This window comes from Trinickia camelliae (assembly GCF_053525655.1).
The window spans coordinates 1-22361 of record NZ_JBCHAA010000016.1 but is presented as its reverse complement, the minus strand read 5'-3'; the positions used below and the strand labels follow the sequence as shown (position 1 = coordinate 22361).

Sequence of the window (22361 nt, the reverse complement as noted above, 5' to 3'; positions counted from 1 at the left end):
CAGCGAACCCAGGAGAGATTCCGTTAAAATCCGAACAACTCGCCGATCTTCTACATGACCTTCGATTCAGCTTTTTCAATTCCCCGGCAGCGCGCCGCCTTCACGCCTCTATCCAAAGGTATTGCCGCATGAAGCGCGCCAGTCCGCCGAACTTCGATATCCACGCGTTCAAAACCGCGCTAGGCCAGTTCGCCACCGGCGTCACCGTCATCACGACGCGGGCGCCGTCCGGCCAATTGATCGGCATCACCGCGAGCTCGTTCAACTCGGTCTCCCTCGACCCGCCGCTCGTGCTGTGGAGTCTCGCGACCAAATCGGCATCGATGCCGGTGTTCCAGTCGAACAGTCATTATGTCGTCAACGTGCTGGCAGCGTCGCAGCTCGATTTGTGCCGGCGCTTCGCGACGGTGAAGGGCGACCGCTTTGCCGGCGTATCGCATGCCGCGGGCAATACCGGGATGCCGGTGCTCGAAGGCGCGCTCGCCTGGTTCGAATGCCATAACCGCAGCCGCTACCAGGAAGGCGATCACGTGATTTTCGTCGGCGAGGTCGAGCGCTGCGGCGTGCATGACAATGCCGCCGATCTGAAGCCGCTCGTGTTCCAGGGCGGCGAATTCCACGGGCTCGATCCGCTTTGAAGCAAGCGGCCCGCGAATGGTCCGGTGAGCCGCGAGGCTGACGCCGGCCGCTAGCGCTCCGCTTCCGGCGTCAGCCCCACGGGCACGCCGGTATCTTCCTTGAGCGTCTGTAGCACGATGTTCGAGCGGATATCCATCACGCCCGGTGCCTTGTAGAGCTTCGAAATCACGAAGTCCGAGTAGTGCTTGAGGTTGTGCGCGAGCACGCGCAGCACGTAGTGGCTCTCCCCTGTCACCACGAACGCCCCCACCACTTCCGGCCATTCGCGCAGCGCGTCGGCGAAGTGCTCGTGCCAGTTTTCCTGGTCGTTGCGCATCGAGACCTGCACGAAAGCCTCCAGCTCGAAGCCGAGCGCCTCCTTGTTCAGACACGCCCGATAGCGCTCGATCACCCCCTGATCCTCGAGCAGGCGCAACCGGCGCAGGCACGCCGACGGCGAAAGCGCGATCCGCTCGGCCAGGTCGAGGTTGCTGATCCGCCCCTCGTTCTGGAGGACGTTGAGGATACGGCAATCGGTGGCGTCAAGTGAGATCGCATTCATTTTTGGTCTCCCTTTTCGTCTTATCTCGAATTATGTTCTAGTCGGGGCGTCTGCGGGCGACTATTTCGCAAGCACTTTCGAACCGGTCTTGCCTATCATCGATAGCATCAGCAAAGCGTGAAAGAGAGACCAAGGAGACATGGAAACGCTCTGGGACATCACCCCCGCCATCGACACCGCGACGCCCGTCTGGCCCGGCGACACACCGGTCGGCATCGAGCGCGTCTGGAAGATGGAGGCCGGCTCGCCGGTCAATGTGGCACGCGTGACGCTGTCGCCGCACACCGGCGCGCACACCGACGCGCCGCTTCACTACGACGAACAAGGCGCGGCGATCGGCGCGGTGCCGCTCGACGCCTACCTCGGACGCTGCCGCGTGATTCACTGCATCGGCGCGGCGCCTGTCGTGACGCCCGAGCATGTCGCCGCGAGCCTCGACGGCGTGCCGCCGCGCGTGCTGTTGCGCACCTACGAGCGCGCGCCGTTCGCCGCCTGGGACAGCGCATTCTGCGCGGTCGCCCCTGAAACGATCGACTTGCTCGCCTCGCGCGGCGTGAAGCTCGTCGGCATCGACACGCCGTCGCTCGACCCGCAGGAATCGAAGACGATGGACGCGCATCATCGGATTCGCGCGCATCGGATGGCCATTCTCGAAGGCATCGTGCTCGACGCGGTCGCGCCCGGCGACTACGAGCTGATCGCCCTGCCCCTCAAATTCGCGACGCTCGATGCGAGCCCGGTGCGTGCGGTGCTGCGCGCGTTGCCGGGCGCCTGATCGAGGATCGAATCCGCGGAGCACGCATGTAGCCGCTCGCCCGCAGCCGGTCCCCCGTAGCCGCTCCCCAGTATCCGCACCATAAAATGACTCACTGAGACGCCCCCACCATGAAAACCCGTGAAGAAGCCCTCGCGCTCGACCGCGACGATCCCCTCGCCCACCTGCGCGACCAGTTCGCGCTGCATCCCGGCGTCATCTACCTCGACGGCAATTCGCTCGGCGCCCCGCCCGCCGCGGCGGCCGCACGCGCGCAAGCCGTGATCGGCAGCGAATGGGGCGAAGGCCTGATCCGCAGCTGGAACACCGCCGGCTGGTTCGCGCTGCCGCGCCGCCTCGGCAACAAGCTCGCGCCGCTGATCGGCGCGGCAGACAACGAAGTCGTCGTCACCGATACGATTTCGATCAATCTGTTCAAGGTGCTGTCGGCGGCGCTCAAGCTCGCGAACGAGCGCGATCCGAAACGGCGCGTGATCGTCTCCGAGCGCTCGAATTTCCCGACCGATCTCTATATCGCGCAGGGCCTCATCGAACAGCTCGACCGCGGCTACGAGCTGCGTCTCGTCGACGATCCGTCCGAGCTGCCCGAGGCGATCGACAGCGACACGGCCGTCGCGATGATCACGCACGTGAACTACCGCACCGGCTACATGCACGACATGGCCGCGATGACGAAGATGATCCACGACGCGGGCGCGCTCGCGCTGTGGGACCTCGCGCATTCGGCGGGCGCGGTGCCGGTCGATCTGAACGGCGTCGGCGCGGATTATGCGGTGGGTTGCACGTACAAGTACCTGAACGGCGGCCCCGGCTCGCCCGCGTTCGTCTGGGTGCCGCACCGGCACCAGAACGCTTTCTCACAGCCGCTCTCCGGCTGGTGGGGCCATCGCGCGCCGTTCGAGATGAACCCAAGCTACCGTCCCGACGACGGCATCGGGCGCTTCTTGTGCGGCACGCAGCCGATGGTGTCGATGGCGCTCGTCGAAGCCGGCCTCGACGTGTTCCTGCAGACCGACATGCACGCGATCCGCCGCAAGTCGCTCGCGCTGACCGACCGCTTCATCGAGCTCGTCGAGACGCGCTGCGCGGGGATGTCGCTCAAGCTCGTCACGCCGCGCGCGCACGTGCAGCGCGGCTCGCATGCGAGCTTCGAGCATCCGCACGGCTACGAAGTGATGCAGGCGCTGATCGCGCGCGGCGTGATCGGCGATTATCGCGAGCCGCATGTGCTGCGCTTCGGCTTCACGCCGCTCTATACGCGCTTCGTCGACGTGTGGGATGCCGTCGAGACGCTGCGCGACGTGCTCGCAACCGATGCGTGGCGCGCCCCCGAATTCGCCGCGCGCGGCTCGGTGACCTGAAGGAGCTGTGATGACCGACCATATGCAACTGCCGGAAGACGCCAAGGCAGACGCCGCAGAGGCGGCCCCCGCGAAGGCGGAACACGGTGCGCAAGGCTGTCCGTTCGGACACGGCAGCGAAAGCGCACCACACGCCCAGCACGCGCCGGCACACGCCTCGCACGTGCCCGAAGGCGACGAAGGGTGGCACGACGCACAGCTCGACTTCTCGAAGTCGATGAGCTACGGCGATTACCTTTCGCTTGGGCCCATCTTGTCGGCGCAGCATCCGCTGTCGCCCGATCACAACGAGATGCTGTTCATCATCCAGCATCAGACGAGCGAGCTCTGGATGAAGCTCGCCCTCTACGAACTGCGCGCGGCGCTCAAATGCGTGCATCGCGACGACCTGCCGCCGGCGTTCAAGATGCTCGCGCGCGTGTCGCGCATCCTCGAACAGCTCGTGCAGGCGTGGAGCGTGCTCGCGACGATGACGCCGTCCGAGTACACGGCGATGCGCCCGTATCTTGGACAGTCATCGGGGTTTCAGTCGTATCAGTACCGGCAGATCGAGTTTCTGCTCGGCAACAAGAACGATCAGATGCTCAAGCCGCACGCGCATCGTCCGGAGATCTTCGCGGAAGTGAAGGCGTCGCTCGAAGCGCCGTCGTTCTACGACGAAGTCGTGCGCCTGCTCGCGCGGCGCGGCTTTGCCATCGCGCCCGAGCGCCTCGAGCGCGACTGGTCGCAGCCGACCACGCACGACGCCTCGGTCGAAGCGGCGTGGCTCGAGGTCTATCGCAATCCGACGCAACATTGGGAGCTGTACGAGATGGCCGAGGAACTGGTCGATCTCGAAGACGCTTTCCGCCAGTGGCGCTTCCGGCACGTCACCACCGTCGAACGGATCATCGGCTTCAAGCAGGGCACGGGCGGCACAAGCGGCGCGCCGTATCTGCGCAAGATGCTGGACGTCGTGCTGTTTCCTGAGCTTTGGCACGTGCGGACGGTGCTTTAAGGGCGGCCGGCCCGGCGCCCGCTGCGGCCGCCTATGCCGGCGATTCGGCATTGGTGCGCCGCAGCAGCGGCGTCTCCATGTGACGCTACAAGGCGCGAACTCCGCCACACCCCGCGCAAACCTGCGCCGCACGCCGCAACGCGCCATCGAAATCCCCTCGCCGTTGCCTTGACTTTCCTCAACTCGAATACGATCATTCGTTCATTGAATGAGCAAATGCTCATTGCAAAACGACAGACATCGCCATACAAAAAGGCGCACGCGTAAAAAAGCGTGCGCCCTATTCGAGCAGGAGACACCCCATGAACACCCCCAGCGGCGCCGGCACGAACGTGATCCTGCACATCGGCGCGGGCTCGTTTCATCGCGCGCATCAGGCGTGGTATCTGCACCGGCTGAACGAGGCGTCGGGGCCGGACGAGCCGCAGTGGTCGCTCACCGTCGGCAACATCCGCGGCGACATGAACGCGGTGCTCGACGCGCTCGCCGCGCAGCACGGCGTCTACACGCTCGAAACCGTGACGCCGCAAGGCGAGCGCGCCTATGAGACGATCCGCTCGATCAAGCGCGTGGTGCCGTGGTCGCAGTCGCTTGCCGAGCTGGTCGAGGCGGGCGCCGACCCCGCGTGCAAGATCGTGGCGTTCACCGTGACCGAAGGCGGCTACTACCTCGACGAGCACGACCGGCTCGACGCGGCGAACCCCGACCTCGCCGCCGACTTGAAAGGCGCGCGCACCACGATCTACGGCGCGCTCGCCGCGATTCTCGAAGCGCGGATGCAGCGCAACGCAGGGCCCGTCACGCTGCAAAGCTGCGACAACCTGCGCAGCAACGGCGAGCGCTTTCATGCCGGGATGCGCGCGTTTCTCCAACAGCGCGGACACACCGCGCTGCTCGACTGGTTCGATGCGAACACCGTCTGCCCGAACTCGATGGTCGACCGCATCACGCCGCGCCCGACCGACGACGTGCGCGAACGCGTATTCGCCGCGACCGGCTTTGACGACGCGTGTCCGGTGATGGGCGAAGCCTTCATCCAATGGGTGATCGAGGACCGCTTCTGCGCGGGGCGCCCGGCGTGGGAGCGGGTCGGCGCGGAGCTCGTCGAATCGGTGCTGCCGTACGAGGAGGCGAAAATCCGCATCCTCAACGCGACACACAGCTGCATCGCATGGGCGGGCACGCTCGTCGGCCTCTCCTACATCCACGAGGGCACGCTCGATGCCGACATCCGCCGCTTCGCGTATGACTATGTGACGGAAGACGTGATCCCGTGCCTCACGCCGAGCCCGCTCGACCTCGCGCGCTACCGCGACGTCGTGCTCGACCGCTTCAGCAATCCATATATCCAGGACACGAACCAGCGCGTCGCCGCCGACGGCTTCTCGAAGATCCCCGGCTTCATCGCGCCGACGCTCAACGAGTGTTTCAAGCGCGGCGTCAAGCCGATGGCGACTGCCGTGCTGCCTGCGCTGTTCTTCCGCTTCCTCGACCGCTGGCAGCGCGGAACGCTTCCGTACGCCTACCAGGACGGCGTCATGGACGAGCGCGCCGCCCGCGCGTTCTTCGCATCGACCGACCCGATCGCGGCTTTCTGCGCAGAACGACTGCTGTGGGGCAGCATGGCCGGAAGCGCGACGCTCGAGGACACCGTACGCACGGCGCTCGAACGCGTCGACGCATGGCTCGCTATACGTGGCAAATGAGGTGACACTGACACGAGGGGCGGCCCATGAAGCTGTCCTGTCAGGTCTAGCGCCCATTGGCGCATCGCGCCCCGCGCGGCTAAAGTAGCGCATTCTCAACGACGCGATCCCTGCCCATGTACCTCGGCATCGACCTCGGCACGTCCGAAGTGAAAGTGCTGCTGCTCGCCCCCGACTCACGCGTAGTCGGCACGGCGGGAACGCCTTTTACAGTCTCCCGACCGCATCCGCGCTGGGCCGAACAGAATCCCGCCGACTGGTGGAGCGGCACGCGCGCCGCGATCATCGCATTGCGCCAGGCCCACCCCGTGGAGTTCGCGCAGATTCGCGGCATCGGCCTGTCGGGGCAGATGCATGGCGCGGTGTTGCTCGATAGCGAAGACCGCGTATTGCGTCCGGCGATTCTCTGGAACGACATGCGCAGCGTCGCCGAATGCGCGGAGCTGACCGAACGCGCGCCCGACCTGCACACGATCGCCGGCAACCTCGCGATGCCCGGATTCACGGCGCCGAAGCTGCTGTGGGTCGCACGCCATGAGCCCGAATTGTTCCGGCAGACCGCCTGCGTCCTGCTGCCCAAGGATTACCTGCGGCTGCAACTGACCGGCGGCAAGGTCTCCGATCCGTCCGACGCGGCCGGCACGCTCTGGCTCGACGTCGCGCGCCGCGATTGGTCCGACACGCTGCTCGCCGCTTGCGGCATGAGCCGTTCGCAGATGCCGCGTCTGGCCGAAGGCAGCGAGCCGTCCGGCGTGTTGCGCGCGGAGCTTGCACGCGAGTGGGGGCTTTCTGGCGAGGTCGTCGTCGCGGCAGGCGGCGGCGACAACGCGACGAGCGCGATCGGCATCGGCGCGACGCAGCCGGGCGACGGGTTCGTGTCGCTCGGGACGTCGGGCGTGCTGTGCGTCGTCGGCGATCGCTTTCGGCCGAATCCTGCGTCGGCGGTGCATGCGTTCTGCCACGCGATTCCGGATCGTTGGCATCAGATGAGCGTGGTGCTGTCGGCCGCGAGTTGCCTGCGCTGGGTCTGCAAGCTGACCGGCACCGACGAGCCCACGCTGCTCGCCGAAGTCGAAGCGCTCGACCGCAACGCGCTTTCGGGCGCGCCGCTGTTTCTGCCATACCTCTCCGGTGAACGCACGCCGCACAACGACCCCTACGCGCAAGGAGTCTTCTTCGGCATGACCCACGCCACCGATCGCGCGCTGCTCGGCTACGCCGTGCTCGAAGGCGTGACGCTCGCGCTCGCCGACGGCCTCGACGCGCTCGCCGCGGCCGGCACCGAGGTGAGCGCGCTGTCGATGATCGGCGGCGGAGCGCGCAGCGCGTATTGGGCGCAATTGCTCGCCGACGCGCTCGCGACGAAAACCCGCAAGCACGGCGGCGGCGAGACGGGCGCCGCGCTCGGCGCTGCGCGTCTGGGATGGCTCGCCGCCGGCGGCGACCCGGCGCAGGTGCTCGCCAAGCCGCCGGTCCAGGCCGAGTTCACGCCGAATGCCGAACGTCACGCGCAGCTGCGCGAACGGCTCACGGCTTATCGCGAGCTGTACCGCCACGTCCAGCCGCTTTTCGAGCCCTCTCGCAAGCGGCTCGCCTAACCTCTCCCCCTCTCTCACTCCGGCGGCATCGTGCCCAAATCCAACGAAAAACTCGATCTCGCGACGCGCGCGGCGTGGCTCTACTACGTCGCCGGCAACACGCAGAACGAGATCGCCGAAAAGCTCCAGGTGTCGCGCCCGGTCGCGCAGCGGCTCGTCGCGTTCGCGGTCGAGAAGAACCTGATCCGCGTGCGCGTCGACCACCAGCTCGCCGATTGCCTCGCGCTCGCCGAGCAGTTGTCGGCGCGCTATGGCTTGTCGATGTGCGAGGTCGTGCCGATCGACGACGACAGCCCCGAAGCCATCGACCGCAAGCTCGCGGTGGCGGGCGCGCAGGTGATGGAGCGCTACCTGATCGAAGAGAAGCCGATGGTGATCGCCATCGGCAGCGGCCGGACGCTGAAGGCGGCGGTCGATCAGATCGCGCAACTCGAGCGCCCGCAGCATCGGCTGGTGTCGATGGTCGGCGCGATTGCGCAGGATGGCTCGTCGAACCGCTACGACGTCGCGCTGCATATCTCCGAGAAGACCGGCGGCAAGCATTTTCTGCTGCCCGCACCGTTGATCGCGGACGACGAAACGGAGCGCGCACAGTGGTGCAACCATCGCTTGTATCGGATTGTCGAGGCGCTCTCCGGCGAAGCGGATGTCGCGTTCGTGGGGATCGGGAATATCGGGCCGCGCTGTCCGCTGCACGAGGACGGGTTTATCACCACCGAGGAGCTGAACGAGCTGATGGAACTCGGCGCCGTGGCGGAGACGCTTGGGCTGCCGATCGATGCCAACGGCAAGCGCATCGAATCGCCGACCGGGCGGCGCGTGACGAGCGTCCCGCTCGACTCGCCGCCGAAGCGGCCGACGATCGGGTTTGCGGGTGGCGAGAGGAAGCGCGGTGCGGTGGTGGCGGCGCTTAAGGGCGGGTGGTTGTCGGGGCTGGTGACGGATGAGGTTTGTGCGCGGGCGGCGTTGGAGGATGAGTCTGGCGCGCGCCGCTAATCCGATGCTCAAGAAAGCGTGCCGCGTCTTAACGCGGCACGCATGCAACCTGCCCTCAAGCCGCCGACCGCACCTCCACGATCTTCCTCTCAAACGCCCGCCCATCGCTGTCAAACAGATGGCAATGATCCGGCGTCGCGCCGAGCTTGAGCGTCGAGCCCTTGTCATGCTGATCGAGCGGCGGAATGCGCGCGATGAGCCCATCCGGCGCAACCGACGACTCCGAATACAGATACGCCGAGTCGCCAAGCGACTCCACGGTCATCGTCCGCGTCGCGATGCCGTAGTCGCCCGCGCCGACGATATGCAGATGCTCGGGCCGGATGCCGACCGTCACGTTATCGCCCACCTTCGCCTTGCCCGGTTCGACCGCGACGCGCTGCGTCTCGCCCGTCTCATAGCGCACGAGCACGCCATCGGTCGTCACCGAGTCGACGACGCCGCCCAGGAAATTCATCTTCGGCGAGCCGATGAACCCGGCGACGAAACGGTTCGCCGGCGCGTGATAAAGCCGGTTCGGGCTGCCCACCTGCTCGACGTTGCCCGCCGACAGCACGACGATCTTGTCCGCGAGCGTCATCGCCTCGACCTGATCGTGCGTCACGTAGATCATCGTCGTCTTCAGTTCGTCGTGCAGGCGCGCGAACTCGAGCCGCATCTTCACGCGCAGCGCCGCATCGAGGTTCGACAAAGGCTCGTCGAACAGGAACACCTTCGGCTTGCGCGTGATCGCGCGGCCAATCGCGACGCGCTGCCGCTGCCCGCCCGACAGCTGCTTCGGCTTGCGCTCGAGCAGGTGATCGATGTGCAGGATCTTCGCCGCATTCTTCACCGCGGCGTCGATCTCGGGCTTCTTCACGCCCTGCAGCTTCAGGCCGAACGCCATGTTGTCGTAGAGCGTCATGTGCGGATAGAGCGCGTACGACTGGAACACCATCGCGATGCCGCGCTTGGCGGGCGGCACGTCGTTCATGCGCGAGCCGTCGATGTTCAGGTCGCCGGCGCTGATGTCTTCGAGACCGGCGATCATCCGCATCAGCGTCGTCTTTCCGCAGCCGCTCGGGCCGACGAAGACGACGAACTCGCCGTCGTTGATGTCGAGGTTCACGTTACGCAGCACCTCGGTCTCTTCGTAGCGCTTCGCCACATTGCGCAATGTCACGCTTGCCATGATCTGTCTCCGTTCAATTTTCTACCGCTTCAATGCAGATTGAGCGCGCCGCTCATGCGCCATTGCTCGACGAGCGCAGGCAGGGAACGCATGTCGTCGAATACGTGCCGCGCGCCGACGCCGCGAAGCGCGTCGATCTGCGCGCTGGTCGCATGACCGCCGCCGATGAAGCCGAGCACCGTCATCCCCGCCGCAGTAGCGGCGGTGACGCCCGTCACGCTGTCCTCGATGACGAGACACGCCTCCGGCGCCGCGCCGAGCGTGCGCGCGGCGGCCAGGTAGACGTCGGGCGCGGGCTTCGGCAATTCGACGTTGTCGGCACAAAACACACGGTCGCCGAAGAAGCGCGCGAGCCCGGTGCGCGACAGCACCGACTCCACGTAGTCCGTATAGCTGTTGCTTGCGCACGCCTTCGTCAGATTGACCTGCGCGAGCGCCGCCTCGATGCCGTCGACCATCGGCGCATCCATCGCGGCCGCTTCGACCGCGCGCCGGATCGCCTCGATGTCGCCGGGCGCCAGCGTGCGGCCGAGTTCGGCCGCCGCGCCGGCCAGCACGCGCTCGATGCGCAGGCCGAGCAAAGGCAGCACGACCGGTTCGATGTCAGCGTCGGGCCAGCGCGCTGCCAGCTCGCGCACGAGCATCCGAGCGGCGACGGCTTCGCTGTCGATCAGCACGCCGTCGCAATCGCAGATCAGCACCGACTTGCCGTTGACGCCCTCGCTCATCGGATGCTTCGCGTGGTCCGTCATTTGACCGCCCCGAACGTGAGGCCACGCACGAGCTGCTTCTGCGACAGCCAGCCGACGATCAGGATCGGCGCCACCGCCAGCAGCGACGCCGCCGACAGCTTCGCCCAGAACAAGCCTTCAGGACTCGAATACGACGCGATGAACACAGTCAGCGGGGCCGCGTTCGAACTCGACAAGTTGATGCTCCAGAACGCCTCGTTCCACGACAGGATCACGAGCAAAAGCGCCGTCGATGCGAGCCCGGGCACCGCCATCGGCATCAGCAGATGGATGATCTCCTGCATGGTCGATGCGCCGTCGATGCGCCCTGCTTCGAGGATGTCCTTCGGAATCTCGTTGAAGTAGGTGTACGCCATCCACACCGCGATCGGCAGGTTCATCAGCGAGTAGACGACCACGAGCCCCGATACCGTGTCGAGCAGGCCCGCGTTCTTCCACATCACATAGATCGGCACGAGCACGCCGACCGACGGCATCATCTTCGTCGACAGCATCCACAGCAGCACGCTCTGCGTGCGCTTGGTCGGGAAGAACGCCATCGCATACGCGCACGGCACCGCGAACAACAGGCAGATCACCGTGACGCCGACCGAGATCAGCACCGAGTTCCACGCGAACCCGAAGTAGTTGCTGCGCGCGAACACTTCGCGAAAGCTCTCGAGCGTCGGCGTGAAGAACAGCGACGACGAGTACGCCTGCTGCTCGGTCTTGAACGCCGTGATCGTCATCCAGAAGATCGGGAAGAAGAGCGCCGCGGCGATCAGCCAGGCGAGCACGCCCGGCACGATCCGCTTGATCGCGCTGATGACCGGCGACGGCGCGCGATATTGCACGGGGGTTTGCAAGGTCGGGCTGCTCATGATGCCTCCTGCCGGGCCGCCCCAAAGGGGGCATCCGCCCCCTCGGGGGGCAGTGAACGAATGTGAACGTGGGGGTGGTTCATTTCTCGTACTCCCCTTTCAGGTTCTTCGCCAGCATGCGGACCAGGAAGAACGACACGATATTCGCGAGGATCACGGCGAGAATGCCGCCCGCCGACGCGAAGCCCACATCGAACTGCTGCAGGCCAACTGCGTAGATCAGGTAAGACAGGATCGTCGTCGCGTTGCCGGGGCCGCCGGCCGTCGTCGTATAGATCTCGGCGAAGATCGACAGCAGGAAAATCGTCTCCATCATCACGACCACGGCGATCGCGCGTTTCAGATGGGGCAGCGTGATGAAGAAGAACATTGAGAACGCGCCGGCGCCGTCGATCTTCGCGGCCTCCTTCTGCTCCTGGTCGAGCGACTGGATCGACGTGAACAGAATCAGGAACGCGAACGGCAGCCACTGCCACGCGACGATGACGACGATCGCGGTGAGCGGATAAGTCGCGAACCAGTCGATCGGCTGCAGGCCGACCGCGCGCATCGCATCCGCAACGAGGCCGTAGACCGGATGCAGGATCATGTTCTTCCAGATCAGCGCGCTCACCGTCGGCATCACGAAGAACGGCGCGATCGCCAACAGGCGCGCGACGCCCTGCCCGTAGAACTTGCGGTCGAACAGCACCGACATCAGCACGCCGCCCACCACCGTGATGATCAGCACCGAGCCGATCAGCTCGATCGTGTGCACGATCGACGGCACGAACGACGGATCGGTGACGAGGAACTTGTAGTTGTCGAGGCCCGCGAAGCCCTTCAGATCAGGGTTCAGCAGGTTGTAGCGCGAGAACGAATACCAGATCGTCATCGCGAGCGGAATCGCCATCCATAGCAGCAGCACCGAGACGGACGGCGCGATCAGCCAGCGCGTCGACGAGGCGCGCCGCTTTTCGCGTTCCTGCTCGGTCTGCGCGGGGGCGTGAGTGAGAGGGAGATGAAGATGACGCATCGGAACACCTCTTGGGTCATGCGCAGGCCGCGCAGAGAATGCGGCCCGCTATGCTGCGAAGTTCCCAAGCAGCGCGCGGGGAACGCGCCGCTCGGGAAGGCGTTACGTCATTTCTGATAGCCGGCCTGTTGCACCGCGCGGTTGGCGGTTGCCTGGCCCGCGGCCAGCGCCTGATCGACGCTCATCTGGCCTGCCAACGCTCCAGCAATGCTCTGTCCGACCACCGTGCCGAACGACTGGAACTCAGGAATGCCGACGAACTGCACGCCGGTGTACGGCACGGGCTTCAGCGTCGGATGATTCGGATCGGCGGTCTGGATCGCCTTCAGCACGAAGCTCGCGAACGGAGCGGCCTGCTGATACTCGGGACGCGCATAGGTCGACTCGCGCGTGCCGGGCGGCACCGATGCCCAGCCCTCATCCTTCGCGACCATCTCGATGTAGCCCTTCGAGGTCGCCCAGGTGATGAACTTCTTGGCCGCATCCGGCTGCTTCGACGACTTCGGTATCGCGAGCGCCCACGACCACAGCCAGTGCGAGCCATTCGGCGTGACCGCGGTCGGCGCGGCCGCAAAGCCGACCTTGTCCGAGATCTGCGACTGCTGCTTGTTGTACAGCATGCCGGCCGCCACCGTCGCGTCGATCCACATCCCGCACTTGCCCGAGGACATCAGCGTCAGGTTCTCGTTGAAACCGTTCGAGCTCGCTCCCGGAGGGCCGTCCTTCTTCAGCAGATTCACGTAGAACGTGACCGCCTTCTTCCATTCGGCTGAATCGAGCTGCGCATGCCATTTCTCGTCGAACCAGCGGCCGCCGAACGTATTCGCGACCGTCGTCAGATAGGCCATGTTCTCGCCCCAGCCCGCCTTGCCGCGCAGGCAGATGCCGTAGACGCCGTTGGCCTTGTCGGTGAGCTTGTCCGCGAACTGCGCGATCTGGTCGTAGGTCGGCTGGTCGGGCATCGTCAGGCCCTTCGCCGCGAACAGGTCCTTGCGGTAGTACGTCATCGAGCTTTCGACGTAGAACGGCAGCGCATACAGCGTGCCGTTATTGGAGAGACCGTCGCGCGCCGTCTTCACGACGTCGTTCAGATCGTAGTCTGCGGGCAGGTTCGTCATCGGCGCGAGCCAGCCGCGCTTGCCCCACTGCGGCGTTTCGTACGTGCCGATCATCATCACGTCGAATTGGCCGCTGTTGGTCGTGATGTCGGTCGTCGCGCGCTGGCGCAGCACGTTTTCTTCGAGCACCACCCAGTTGAGCTTGATGTCCGGATTGGCCTGCTCGAACGCGGGCGAGAGCTTCTTCAGCTCGATCATGTCCGGGTTGTTCAACATCGCGATCGTGATCGTCTGCGCCGCATGGGCGCCGAACGCCGCGAAAGCCAGCGCACCACCGCATAGCGCGTTGAGCGCGGGTTTAAACGTTCGTTTCATGCTTGTCTCCTTTCTCTTGTGCGTTATGTAACTGAAGCGCTTCTTTAAGCGTAGGCGGAACTGCGCGGTGTTGCGGGGGAAATCAGCTCATCCAGTTGCCGCCGTCGACGTTCAGCGTCTGGGCGGTGATGTAGTCGGCATCGGCCGAGGCAAGAAAGAGTGCGGCGCCCGTCAGGTCGGCGGGAGCGCCCATGCGGCCCAGCGGCACCGCTTCGCCAACGAGCCGCTTCTTCTCGCCGAGCGGCCGGTTCTCATAGCGGGCGAAGAGCGCGTCGACCTGATCCCACATCGGCGTGTCGACGACGCCCGGCGCAATGCCGTTCACGTTGATCTTGTGCGGCGCAAGTGCGAGCGCCGCCGACTGCGTGTAGCTCAGCACGGCCGCCTTGGTCGCGCAGTAGTGCGAGACGAGCGCCTCGCCGCGCCGGCCGGCTTGCGATGACATATTGATGATCTTGCCGCCGCGCCCTTGCTCGACCATCCGGCGCGCGACCGCTTGCATGAGGAAGAACATGCCCTTCACATTGACGGCGAAGAGCTTGTCGAAGGTGTCCCAGGATTCGTCGAGGAGCGGGCGCATGTCGAACAGAGCCGCGTTGTTGAAGAGGATGTCGATGCCACCGAAATGCTGGACGGTGATCGCGACGATCCCCTCGATGTCCTCGCGGCGCGTGACGTCCGCGCTGACCACGTGGACGCGCTCGGGGTGGGTTTCGGAGAGACGCTGCGCGAATTTGCCGGTGGGCTTCACGTCGACCAGCACGCACTTCGCGCCTTCGTCGAGGTAGCGCATGGCCACTGCTTCGCCGATGCCGCTGGCGGCGCCTGTGAGGATGGCGACCTTGTCTTGCAGTTTCACTGCGTGTCTCCGATTTGATGTCGCGGTGAGCGAACGCTCAGCGATTGAGCAATTGCTCGTTTGTTGATCGAATGATCGGATACGCGTACAGCACTGTCAAGGTAATGCGCCGGATTTCGATGCTGCGGTGCAGAAGTCCGTGATACGTTATATCATCGCGATACGTTATATCATCCCGACCTCACTGATCTTTTGCGATTCGGGAACTGCTGCCATGTCCGCCGACCACGCCCATCCCGCCCACGACCTTGCCGAACGCCTCGCGCGCGCCGACGCGTTCGCCGTCGAGCACGATCTCACCCTCACGCCGCTGCGCCGCCAGGTCTACGAGCTGATCGTCGCGGCCGCGCGGCCGATCGGCGCTTACGACCTGCTCGCCGCGCTCGAACCCCAGCGCGGCCGCGTGCCGCCCACCACGGTCTACCGTGCACTCGACTTTCTGGTCGAGAACGGTTTCGTGCATCGGATCGAATCGCGGAACGCGTTCATCGCCTGCTGCGAGATCGGCAAGCCGCATCAGAGCCAGTTCCTGATCTGCGAGCGCTGCGGGGACACCGTTGAAATTCCGGGCGAGGAACTCGCCGAGCGCCTGTCGGCGACGCCGCCTGCGCATGGTTTCGAAGTGCACAAGCAAGTGGTGGAACTCACCGGCTTGTGCGGCGATTGCAAGACCAAAGATCACCACCCAGATAAGGAACACAAAGAATGAAGTCCACTGGATCGATGCAGGCCATCGCACGTCACGTGCTGAAATTGTCGACCTTCGTTGCGGCGGGCGCGGCGGCGCTCATGGTCAGCCATGCCGCGTTCGCGCAAAACGCGAAGATTCCCGTCGTCGCCGCGGAAAACTTCTATGGCGACGTCGTGCATCAGCTGGGCGGCGATCATGTCGACGTCACGAGCATTCTGAGCAATCCGGACCAAGATCCGCACCTCTTCGAAGCGAGCCCGAAAACGGCGCGCGCCCTGCAGCATGCGACGTTCGTCGTCTACAACGGCGCCGACTACGACCCGTGGATGGCGAAGCTGCTCGGCGCATCGAAGAACGCGAAGCGCACGGTGATCGTCGCGGCCGATCTCGTCGACAAGAAGGCCGGCGACAACCCGCACCTCTGGTACGACCCGGCGACGATGCCCGCCGTCGCGCGCGCAGTGAACGCCGCGCTCGTCGCGGCCGATCCGGCGCACAAGGCCGATTACGACGCCAACCTCGCGAAGTTCCTCGACTCGCTGAAGCCGATCGATGCCAAGGTTGCCGCGCTGCGCGCGAAATACACCGGTGTGCCCGTGACGGCGACCGAACCGGTGTTCGGCTATATGTCCGATGCGATCGGCCTCGCGATGCGCAATCCGAAGTTCCAGCTCGCGGTGATGAACGACACCGAGCCGAGCGCATCCGACATCGCCGCCTTCGAGAAAGACCTGCGCACGAAGCAAGTACGCGTCTTGTTCTACAACAGCCAGGCGACCGTAGCGCTCACGAAGCGCATGCTCAAGCTCGCCCACGATTCAGGCGTGCCGACGGTGAGCGTCACGGAAACCGAGCCTGCGGGCAAGAACTTCCAGCAATGGATGACTTCGCAGCTCGATGCGCTGTCCGTAGCGCTTGAAGGGAAAGCTCAATGAGCCTGGCAGGCGCAAAGCCGCGTCACGCACTCGAACTCGAGCGCGTGACGCTCGAGCTCGGCGGACGCACGATCCTCACCGAGACCACCCTTACGGTGAACCAAGGCGAATTCATCGGCGTGCTCGGGCCGAACGGCGCGGGCAAAACGACGCTGATGCGCGCCGTGCTCGGCCTCGTGCCCGCGACGAGCGGCACGATCCGCGTGGCGGGCGCGCCCGTCGCGCGCGGCAATCCGGCGATCGGCTATATGCCGCAGACGCGCAGCGCCCTAGCCGGCCGCCGCGTGCGCGGCCGCGATTTCGTCGCGATGGCCGCCGACGGCCATCGCTGGGGCCTGCCGCGCGCCGATGCGGCGACGCGCGCAAACGTCGAGCGCGTGCTCGATCTCGTCGGCGCACGCTCGCTTGCCGAGCGGCCCTTGTCGGAGCTGTCGGGCGGCGAGCGCCAGCGCTTGCTGCTCGCGCAGTGCCTGCTCGGGGAGCCGCGTCTCTTGCTGCTCGACGAGCCGCTCATCAGCCTCGATCCCAATCACCAGCGCGGCGTGGTCGAGCTCGTGCGCAACGTGCAGCGCGAGCTCGGCATCACCGTGCTGTTTTCCGCGCACGAACTCAATCCGCTCCTGAACGCGCTCGATCGCGTGCTGTATCTCGGCAGCGGCGTCGCGGCGCTCGGCACCGTCGACGAGGTCATCACCAAGCCGGTGCTCTCGCGTCTCTATGGCTCGCCGATCGACGTGATGCGCGTGAACGGCCGCATCTTCGTGATGTCGGGCGACGTCGAGGTCGAAAAGCACGACCACGAGCACGAAGACGATCACGCGCACGACCACGGGCATGAGCATGGCCACGCTCACGGCCACCCGCATGCGGCGAAGACCGCGCACTCCTCTCGCGACGGACACACGCACGATGTTTGAATACGATTTCATGATCAACGCGTTCGCCGCGTCGGGAATCGTCGCGGTGCTTGCGGGCATCGTCGGCTACTTTCTCGTGATGCGCGGGCAGACGTTCGCGGGACACGCGCTGTCGCACGTCGGCTTCACGGGCGCGACGGGCGCGGTGCTGATCGGCATCTCGCCGATCTGGGGGATGATCGGCTTCACGGTCGCGGCCGGGGTCGGCATGGGCGCGCTCGGCGAAAAGCTCGCGGGGCGCGACGTGGCGATCGGCGTGATCCTGTCGCTGTCGCTCGGTTTCGGATTGCTGTTTCTGCATTTCTTCACGGCGTATGCGACGCAAGTCACCGCGCTCCTGTTCGGCAACGTGCTCGGCGTGAATCCGGAAACGCTCGCGGTGCTGGCAGGCATCGGCGCAGTGAGCTTGATCGCGCTCGGTGCGATCATGCGACCACTCATGTTCGCGTCGCTGCAACCGGAGCTGGCCGAGGCAAAAGGCGTGTCGCTGCGGCTCGTGTCCGTGCTGTTCCTGATCATTGCCGCGCTGACCGTGGCCGCCTGCACGCAGATCGTCGGCGTGCTGCTCGTGTTCACGCTGATGGTGGGACCGGCAGCGGCGGCGCAAAACTTGTCGACGCGGCTCTCGGTCGGCCTGCTGCTCGCCGCGCTCTTCGCGCTCGTGCAGGCGTGGCTCGGCGTCACGCTCGCCTTCTACACCGACTGGCCGACGAGCTTCTGGATCACCGCGCTTGCAGCGGTCGTCTACGGCTTGAGCTTGCTGGCGCGGCGCTAATCTAATCAAGCGGCCGCTGCGCGCTTCGCGCGGCGGCTCGCTCTGCGCTCCACTTCCCGCCTTAGTACCTTCCTCACACGGCGCGGTCACCCGACGTTACCGCGCCCATCGCGCCTGCCTTTCCTCCTCTTCGAACAGCCTCGGAATTCGCGGCAGTCTCTATTCAGCCGCATTTTAAATTCGATTTAAACAACCTCAGATTCACTAAACAGAATATTCGCCGCCTTCCATTTCCGATAATCATCATCGGCTTTGTCATTTAGATTTGGAATCGCTGTCATTCCATCTCTCTATAATTCAGCGCGTTTATTAGAAAATACGCACTAAAGGCGCTGCTGCAATTTTCCACACCTCGCCGCTTATCGCTACGGCCGCCTGCCGCGGCCAAGTATTCACTTGACCGACATCAAGCACTTTTTAGAGATGTCAGCGGCCGCTTACAGAAATATCTACGATAACCGCATACCAGTGATGAACTTCTCGTTCAAATACACCGGAAATCGATTCGAGCAGACGGAAATACGAATTAAAGATTCAGCATTTTCGAATCGTCCGCCCGTGAAGAAACGAAACTTCATTAATCATTTCGAAGAGGCAACCGATCATGCCGCAAACCATCACCTCAACCAGCTCCAGGACAGGGTCTCTGGCCTGGACCAAACAAGACACCGTCTGGATGCTTGGGCTCTACGGCACCGCTATCGGCGCCGGCACGCTGTTCCTTCCGATCAACGCCGGCATCGGCGGCCTGTGGCCGCTGATCGTGATGGCCATCCTGGCCTTGCCGCTGACGTTCTTCGCCCATCGCGGCCTGACCCGCTTCGTGCTGTCGGGCAGCAAGCCGGGCGCGGACATCACCGAAGTCGTGGAAGAGCACTTCGGTCACAGCGCCGGCAAACTCATCACGCTGCTGTACTTCTTCGCCATCTATCCGATCCTGCTCGTCTACAGCGTGGCGATCACCAACACCGTGCTGTCGTTCCTGAATAATCAGCTGCATATCTCCGTCGGCACCGGCATCGGAACGCGCGCCGTGTTCGCGCTCGTGCTGATCCTGGGCCTCATGTCCATCGTGCGCCTGGGCGGCAAGTTGATCGTCAAGGCGATGAGCATCCTGGTGTATCCGTTCGTGTGCGCGCTGATGGTCCTCGCGTGCTACCTGATCCCGCAATGGAACGGCGCGGCCATCGACCAAGCCGGCAGCCTGAGCCACGCGATCTCCAGCGGCTCGTTCTACAAGACCCTGTGGCTCGCGATTCCGGTCATGGTGTTCTCGTTCAACCACTCGCCGATCATCTCGTCGTTCGCGGTCGATCAGCGCAAGCTGCACGGCACCGACGCCGAACCGGCCTCCAGCCGCGTGCTGTTGCGTGCCCACGTGATGATGGTGCTGTCCGTGCTGTTCTTCGTGTTCAGCTGCGTGTTCAGCCTCTCGCCGGCCGACCTCGCCGCCGCCAAGGCCCAGAACATCTCGATCCTGACCTACCTGGCCAACCACTTCCAGAACCCGGTGATCGAATGGATCGCCCCGATCATCGCCATGGTCGCCATCAGCAAGTCGTTCCTCGGCCACTATCTGGGCGCGAAAGAAGGATTCAACGGTCTCGTCGTAAAGCAACTGCGCCAAAGCGGCAAGACGATCGCCACGTCGAAGCTCGATCGCTTCACCGCCGTGTTCATGATCGTGACCTGCTGGGCCGTCGCCACTTTCAACCCGTCCATCCTGGGCATGATCGAAACGCTCGGCGGTCCTGTGATCGCGCTGCTGCTGTTCCTGATGCCGATGTACGCGATCAAGAAGATCCCGGCGATGAAGAAATACGCCGGCAAGCCGAGCAACGTCTTCGTCGTGCTGATCGGCCTCATCGCCATCTCCGCGATCTTCTACAGCCTGTTCGTCTAATCGTTCGATAGCGAGCGCTCGGGCCGCCCGACGCGGCCTGCTCGCCTTCCACATCCGCTCATAAGAGGCAGCATCATGTTCAGCATGACCGATATCTACAAGATCAGCGTCGGCCCATCGAGCTCCCACACCGTCGGCCCGATGAAGGCCGGCCACCAGTTCCTGGGCGCGCTCAAGGAAACCGGCAAGTTCAGCCAGGTCACCCGCGTGCAAGTGGACTGCTACGGCTCGCTCGCGCTGACCGGCAAAGGACACTGCACCGACCACGCCATCATCCTTGGCCTGGCGGGCAATCTGCCCGACACCGTCGATCTGGACACCGCCGGCAACCTGATCGCCGACGTCGAGCAGTCCGGGCTTCTGACGCTCGGCCGTACCCAGCAGCGCGTGGCCTTCGCGATGCGCTTCCATACCGCCAACCTGCCGCTGCACGAAAACGGCATGCAGATCCATGCGTTCGTCGGCGATACGTGCGTCCTCAGCAAGACCTACTACTCGATCGGCGGCGGCTTCATCGTCGACGAGGAGCACTTCAATCAATCGAGTTGCAGCGACGTGCCGGTGCCGCACCACTTCCTCTCCGCGCAGCAGCTCAGCGATATGTGCGACGCGACCGGCTTGTCGATCTCGGCGCTGGTGATGGAAAACGAAAAGGCGTTTCATGATGCCGCCGACATCCGTGCGCACTTCGCTCGCGTATGGGAAGTGATGAAGGGCGGCATGGAGCGCGGCATGCGCACGGAGGGCAATCTGCCCGGCGCGATCGGCATTCCGCGTCGTGCGCCGGCGCTGCACAGGATGCTGACCACCTCGCTGAAAGTGGCCAACGATCCGATGAGCGTGATGGACTGGGTCAACATGTACGCGATGGCGATGTCCGAAGAAAACGCCGCGGGCGGCCGCGTGGTGACCGCGCCGACCAACGGCGCATGCGGAGTCGTGCCGGCTATCCTCGCCTACTACGACCACTTCATTCAGCCGCTCGACGAAGATACCTGCCTGCGCTTTTTCCTCGCCTCGGGCGCGATCGGTTGTTTGTTCAAGCTGAACGCCTCCATCTCCGGCGCCGAAGTGGGCTGTCAGGGCGAGGTCGGCGTGGCGTGTTCGATGGCGGCGGCGGGCCTCACCGAGCTGATGGGCGGCAGCCCGTCGCAAGTGTGCATGGCCGCCGAGATCGCCATGGAGCACAACCTGGGGCTGACGTGCGACCCCGTAGGCGGTCAGGTGCAGATTCCGTGCATCGAGCGCAACGCGATCGCCGCGGTGAAGGCGATCAACGCCGCCCGCATGGCGATGCACCGCGTGAGCAGCCCGAAGGTGTCGCTCGACAAGGTGATCGCCGCGATGTACGAAACGGGCAAGGATATGGATGCCAAGTACCGCGAAACGTCATGCGGCGGCCTGGCATTGCAGATCAAAGCGGAAGGGAAAAGCGCGTCCATCCACCCGATTCATTGGGTGGATGACGCGATTGCAGCCTGAGTCACCGCCCGACGCACAGCCTGATCACGCGCACAGCACCTTCGCATGATGCGCGACGTGATCGCCGATGAACGTCGAGATGAAGTAATACCCGTGGTCGTATCCCGCATGGCGGCGCAGCGTGAGCGGCTGCCCCGCCGCGCGGCACGCGGCCTCGAACACATCGGGGTTGAGCTGCTCGGCGAGAAATTGATCGGCCAGACCCTGGTCGATCAGAATCCCCGCATCGAATTTCGCGCTGTCCGCACGGGCGACCAGCTCGCTCGCGTCGTACTGCCTCCACGTTTCGCGATTCGCGCCTAAGTAGCCGGACAACGCCTTCTCGCCCCACGGGCAGCGCATCGGCGCGGCGATCGGCGCAAACGCCGACACCGACCGATAGACGCCAGGATTGCGCAACGCAATCGTCAACGCGCCGTGACCTCCCATCGAATGTCCGAAGATACCGAGCTTGTCGCGCTCGAGCGGCAACTCGCTCAGCACCGTCTCGCGCAGCTCGTCGACGACATACGAGTACATCCGATAGTGCGTCGACCACGGCTCTTGCGTCGCATCGAGATAAAAACCCGCGCCGACACCGAAGTCCCACGACGCGCTCTCGCCCGGCACGCCTGCGCCGCGCGGACTCGTGTCGGGCGAGATCAGCGCGACACCGTGCTGCGAGGCGAAGCGCTGGGCGCCCGCCTTGATCGCGAACGTCTCCTCGGTGCAGGTGAGGCCCGCGAGATAGAACAGCGCCGGCACGCGAGCATGCGACGCCTGCGGCGGCAGATACACGGAAAAGCGCATCGGCAGCCCGATCACGCGCGAGTCGTGCCGGTAGATGCGCTGCACGCCGCCGTGGCAGACGTGTTCTTCGACGAGTTCAAGCATCGCGACGCTCCCGCTTAGTACAAGACGACCGAGCGAATCGACTCGCCGCTCTTCATCAAATCGAAGCCCTCGTTGATCTTCT

The 22361-nt window shown here is 64.7% G+C and carries 21 protein-coding genes; 13 read left to right on the top strand and 8 right to left on the bottom strand.

Annotation, left to right across the window (positions count from 1 at the left end):
• Positions 1 to 128: 128 nt before the first annotated feature.
• On the top strand, positions 129 to 638 hold the full coding sequence (locus AAHK20_RS24305) for a flavin reductase family protein (protein WP_449184065.1): 510 nt from the start codon (positions 129 to 131) through the stop codon (positions 636 to 638).
• A 50-nt stretch (positions 639 to 688) separates the two neighbouring features.
• On the opposite strand, the gene AAHK20_RS24300 is transcribed toward AAHK20_RS24305, so the two are convergent.
• A complete protein-coding gene (locus tag AAHK20_RS24300; RefSeq protein WP_449184064.1) occupies positions 689 to 1180 on the bottom strand; it encodes an Lrp/AsnC family transcriptional regulator in 492 nt (163 codons plus the stop codon).
• A gap of 139 nt (positions 1181 to 1319) precedes the next feature.
• Here AAHK20_RS24300 and kynB point away from each other — a divergent pair, with 139 nt between their 5' ends.
• The 6 genes from kynB (at position 1320) to AAHK20_RS24270 (ending at position 8613) form a co-directional block, all read left to right on the top strand.
• Positions 1320 to 1955 carry an arylformamidase gene (gene kynB / locus AAHK20_RS24295; protein ID WP_449184063.1) on the top strand — a complete coding sequence of 212 codons (636 nt, stop codon included), beginning with the start codon at positions 1320 to 1322 and terminating at the stop codon, positions 1953 to 1955.
• 110 nt (positions 1956 to 2065) lie between these two features.
• Positions 2066 to 3316, top strand: coding sequence for a kynureninase (gene kynU, locus AAHK20_RS24290; RefSeq protein ID WP_449184062.1), 1251 nt, complete (start codon positions 2066 to 2068; stop codon positions 3314 to 3316).
• Positions 3317 to 3326: 10 nt separating this feature from the next.
• Positions 3327 to 4313 carry a tryptophan 2,3-dioxygenase gene (kynA, locus tag AAHK20_RS24285; protein ID WP_449184061.1) on the top strand — a complete coding sequence of 329 codons (987 nt, stop codon included), beginning with the start codon at positions 3327 to 3329 and terminating at the stop codon, positions 4311 to 4313.
• A 302-nt stretch (positions 4314 to 4615) separates the two neighbouring features.
• Entirely contained in the window at positions 4616 to 6019 is a 1404-nt protein-coding gene (gene dalD, locus AAHK20_RS24280; RefSeq protein ID WP_449184060.1) for a D-arabinitol 4-dehydrogenase, read from the top strand.
• Positions 6020 to 6135: 116 nt separating this feature from the next.
• On the top strand, positions 6136 to 7617 hold the full coding sequence (gene xylB / locus AAHK20_RS24275) for a xylulokinase (protein WP_449184059.1): 1482 nt from the start codon (positions 6136 to 6138) through the stop codon (positions 7615 to 7617).
• Positions 7618 to 7647: 30 nt separating this feature from the next.
• Entirely contained in the window at positions 7648 to 8613 is a 966-nt protein-coding gene (locus AAHK20_RS24270) for a sugar-binding transcriptional regulator (protein ID WP_449184058.1), read from the top strand.
• A 55-nt stretch (positions 8614 to 8668) separates the two neighbouring features.
• Here AAHK20_RS24270 and AAHK20_RS24265 read toward each other — a convergent pair whose 3' ends face one another.
• The 6 genes from AAHK20_RS24265 to AAHK20_RS24240 form a co-directional block, all read right to left on the bottom strand.
• Positions 8669 to 9784: an ABC transporter ATP-binding protein gene (locus tag AAHK20_RS24265; protein ID WP_449184057.1), complete on the bottom strand. Its 1116-nt coding sequence runs from the start codon at positions 9782 to 9784 to the stop codon at positions 8669 to 8671.
• Positions 9785 to 9813: 29 nt separating this feature from the next.
• Positions 9814 to 10536 carry an HAD family hydrolase gene (locus AAHK20_RS24260; protein ID WP_449184056.1) on the bottom strand — a complete coding sequence of 241 codons (723 nt, stop codon included), beginning with the start codon at positions 10534 to 10536 and terminating at the stop codon, positions 9814 to 9816.
• Complete coding sequence (locus tag AAHK20_RS24255; RefSeq protein ID WP_449184055.1) at positions 10533 to 11396, bottom strand: carbohydrate ABC transporter permease; 864 nt, start codon at positions 11394 to 11396, stop codon at positions 10533 to 10535. Before AAHK20_RS24255 ends, AAHK20_RS24260 begins: the two co-directional genes overlap by 4 nt.
• A gap of 79 nt (positions 11397 to 11475) precedes the next feature.
• Positions 11476 to 12411, bottom strand: a complete 936-nt coding sequence (locus AAHK20_RS24250; RefSeq protein ID WP_449184054.1) for a carbohydrate ABC transporter permease — start codon at positions 12409 to 12411, stop codon at positions 11476 to 11478.
• 107 nt (positions 12412 to 12518) lie between these two features.
• Positions 12519 to 13844, bottom strand: a complete 1326-nt coding sequence (locus tag AAHK20_RS24245; RefSeq protein ID WP_449184053.1) for an ABC transporter substrate-binding protein — start codon at positions 13842 to 13844, stop codon at positions 12519 to 12521.
• An 82-nt stretch (positions 13845 to 13926) separates the two neighbouring features.
• Positions 13927 to 14703, bottom strand: coding sequence for an L-iditol 2-dehydrogenase (locus AAHK20_RS24240; RefSeq protein ID WP_449184052.1), 777 nt, complete (start codon positions 14701 to 14703; stop codon positions 13927 to 13929).
• Positions 14704 to 14917: 214 nt separating this feature from the next.
• On the opposite strand from AAHK20_RS24240, the gene AAHK20_RS24235 reads away from it, so the two are divergent.
• From AAHK20_RS24235 to AAHK20_RS24210, 6 genes are all read left to right on the top strand, one after another.
• Positions 14918 to 15412, top strand: a complete 495-nt coding sequence (locus AAHK20_RS24235; protein WP_449184051.1) for a Fur family transcriptional regulator — start codon at positions 14918 to 14920, stop codon at positions 15410 to 15412.
• Positions 15409 to 16329, top strand: a complete 921-nt coding sequence (locus AAHK20_RS24230; RefSeq protein ID WP_449184050.1) for a metal ABC transporter solute-binding protein — start codon at positions 15409 to 15411, stop codon at positions 16327 to 16329. The genes AAHK20_RS24235 and AAHK20_RS24230 overlap by 4 nt, the downstream gene beginning before the upstream one ends.
• Positions 16326 to 17246 (top strand): ABC transporter ATP-binding protein, encoded by a 921-nt coding sequence (locus AAHK20_RS24225; protein ID WP_449184049.1) that lies wholly within the window; start codon positions 16326 to 16328, stop codon positions 17244 to 17246. The genes AAHK20_RS24230 and AAHK20_RS24225 overlap by 4 nt, the downstream gene beginning before the upstream one ends.
• Positions 17239 to 18021: a metal ABC transporter permease gene (locus AAHK20_RS24220; protein WP_449184048.1), complete on the top strand. Its 783-nt coding sequence runs from the start codon at positions 17239 to 17241 to the stop codon at positions 18019 to 18021. Before AAHK20_RS24225 ends, AAHK20_RS24220 begins: the two co-directional genes overlap by 8 nt.
• Before the next feature lie 604 nt (positions 18022 to 18625).
• Positions 18626 to 19924: a serine/threonine transporter gene (locus AAHK20_RS24215; RefSeq protein ID WP_449184047.1), complete on the top strand. Its 1299-nt coding sequence runs from the start codon at positions 18626 to 18628 to the stop codon at positions 19922 to 19924.
• 72 nt (positions 19925 to 19996) lie between these two features.
• Positions 19997 to 21406, top strand: coding sequence for an L-serine ammonia-lyase (locus AAHK20_RS24210; RefSeq protein WP_449184218.1), 1410 nt, complete (start codon positions 19997 to 19999; stop codon positions 21404 to 21406).
• 24 nt (positions 21407 to 21430) lie between these two features.
• On the opposite strand, the gene fghA is transcribed toward AAHK20_RS24210, so the two are convergent.
• Positions 21431 to 22279 carry an S-formylglutathione hydrolase gene (gene fghA, locus AAHK20_RS24205; RefSeq protein ID WP_449184217.1) on the bottom strand — a complete coding sequence of 283 codons (849 nt, stop codon included), beginning with the start codon at positions 22277 to 22279 and terminating at the stop codon, positions 21431 to 21433.
• Positions 22280 to 22361 lie beyond the last annotated feature (82 nt).

What these genes read in the sequence shown, in the direction of transcription:
- AAHK20_RS24305 (WP_449184065.1), top strand. Translation starts at nt 129, where the DNA reads ATGAAGCGCGCCAGTCCGCCGAACTTCGATATCCACGCGTTCAAAACC.
- AAHK20_RS24300 (WP_449184064.1), bottom strand. Translation starts at nt 1,180, where the DNA reads ATGAATGCGATCTCACTTGACGCCACCGATTGCCGTATCCTCAACGTC.
- kynB (WP_449184063.1), top strand. Translation starts at nt 1,320, where the DNA reads ATGGAAACGCTCTGGGACATCACCCCCGCCATCGACACCGCGACGCCC.
- kynU (WP_449184062.1), top strand. Translation starts at nt 2,066, where the DNA reads ATGAAAACCCGTGAAGAAGCCCTCGCGCTCGACCGCGACGATCCCCTC.
- kynA (WP_449184061.1), top strand. Translation starts at nt 3,327, where the DNA reads ATGACCGACCATATGCAACTGCCGGAAGACGCCAAGGCAGACGCCGCA.
- dalD (WP_449184060.1), top strand. Translation starts at nt 4,616, where the DNA reads ATGAACACCCCCAGCGGCGCCGGCACGAACGTGATCCTGCACATCGGC.
- xylB (WP_449184059.1), top strand. Translation starts at nt 6,136, where the DNA reads ATGTACCTCGGCATCGACCTCGGCACGTCCGAAGTGAAAGTGCTGCTG.
- AAHK20_RS24265 (WP_449184057.1), bottom strand. Translation starts at nt 9,784, where the DNA reads ATGGCAAGCGTGACATTGCGCAATGTGGCGAAGCGCTACGAAGAGACC.
- AAHK20_RS24260 (WP_449184056.1), bottom strand. Translation starts at nt 10,536, where the DNA reads ATGACGGACCACGCGAAGCATCCGATGAGCGAGGGCGTCAACGGCAAG.
- AAHK20_RS24255 (WP_449184055.1), bottom strand. Translation starts at nt 11,396, where the DNA reads ATGAGCAGCCCGACCTTGCAAACCCCCGTGCAATATCGCGCGCCGTCG.
- AAHK20_RS24250 (WP_449184054.1), bottom strand. Translation starts at nt 12,411, where the DNA reads ATGCGTCATCTTCATCTCCCTCTCACTCACGCCCCCGCGCAGACCGAG.
- AAHK20_RS24245 (WP_449184053.1), bottom strand. Translation starts at nt 13,844, where the DNA reads ATGAAACGAACGTTTAAACCCGCGCTCAACGCGCTATGCGGTGGTGCG.
- AAHK20_RS24235 (WP_449184051.1), top strand. Translation starts at nt 14,918, where the DNA reads ATGTCCGCCGACCACGCCCATCCCGCCCACGACCTTGCCGAACGCCTC.
- AAHK20_RS24230 (WP_449184050.1), top strand. Translation starts at nt 15,409, where the DNA reads ATGAAGTCCACTGGATCGATGCAGGCCATCGCACGTCACGTGCTGAAA.
- AAHK20_RS24225 (WP_449184049.1), top strand. Translation starts at nt 16,326, where the DNA reads ATGAGCCTGGCAGGCGCAAAGCCGCGTCACGCACTCGAACTCGAGCGC.
- AAHK20_RS24220 (WP_449184048.1), top strand. Translation starts at nt 17,239, where the DNA reads ATGTTTGAATACGATTTCATGATCAACGCGTTCGCCGCGTCGGGAATC.
- AAHK20_RS24215 (WP_449184047.1), top strand. Translation starts at nt 18,626, where the DNA reads ATGCCGCAAACCATCACCTCAACCAGCTCCAGGACAGGGTCTCTGGCC.
- fghA (WP_449184217.1), bottom strand. Translation starts at nt 22,279, where the DNA reads ATGCTTGAACTCGTCGAAGAACACGTCTGCCACGGCGGCGTGCAGCGC.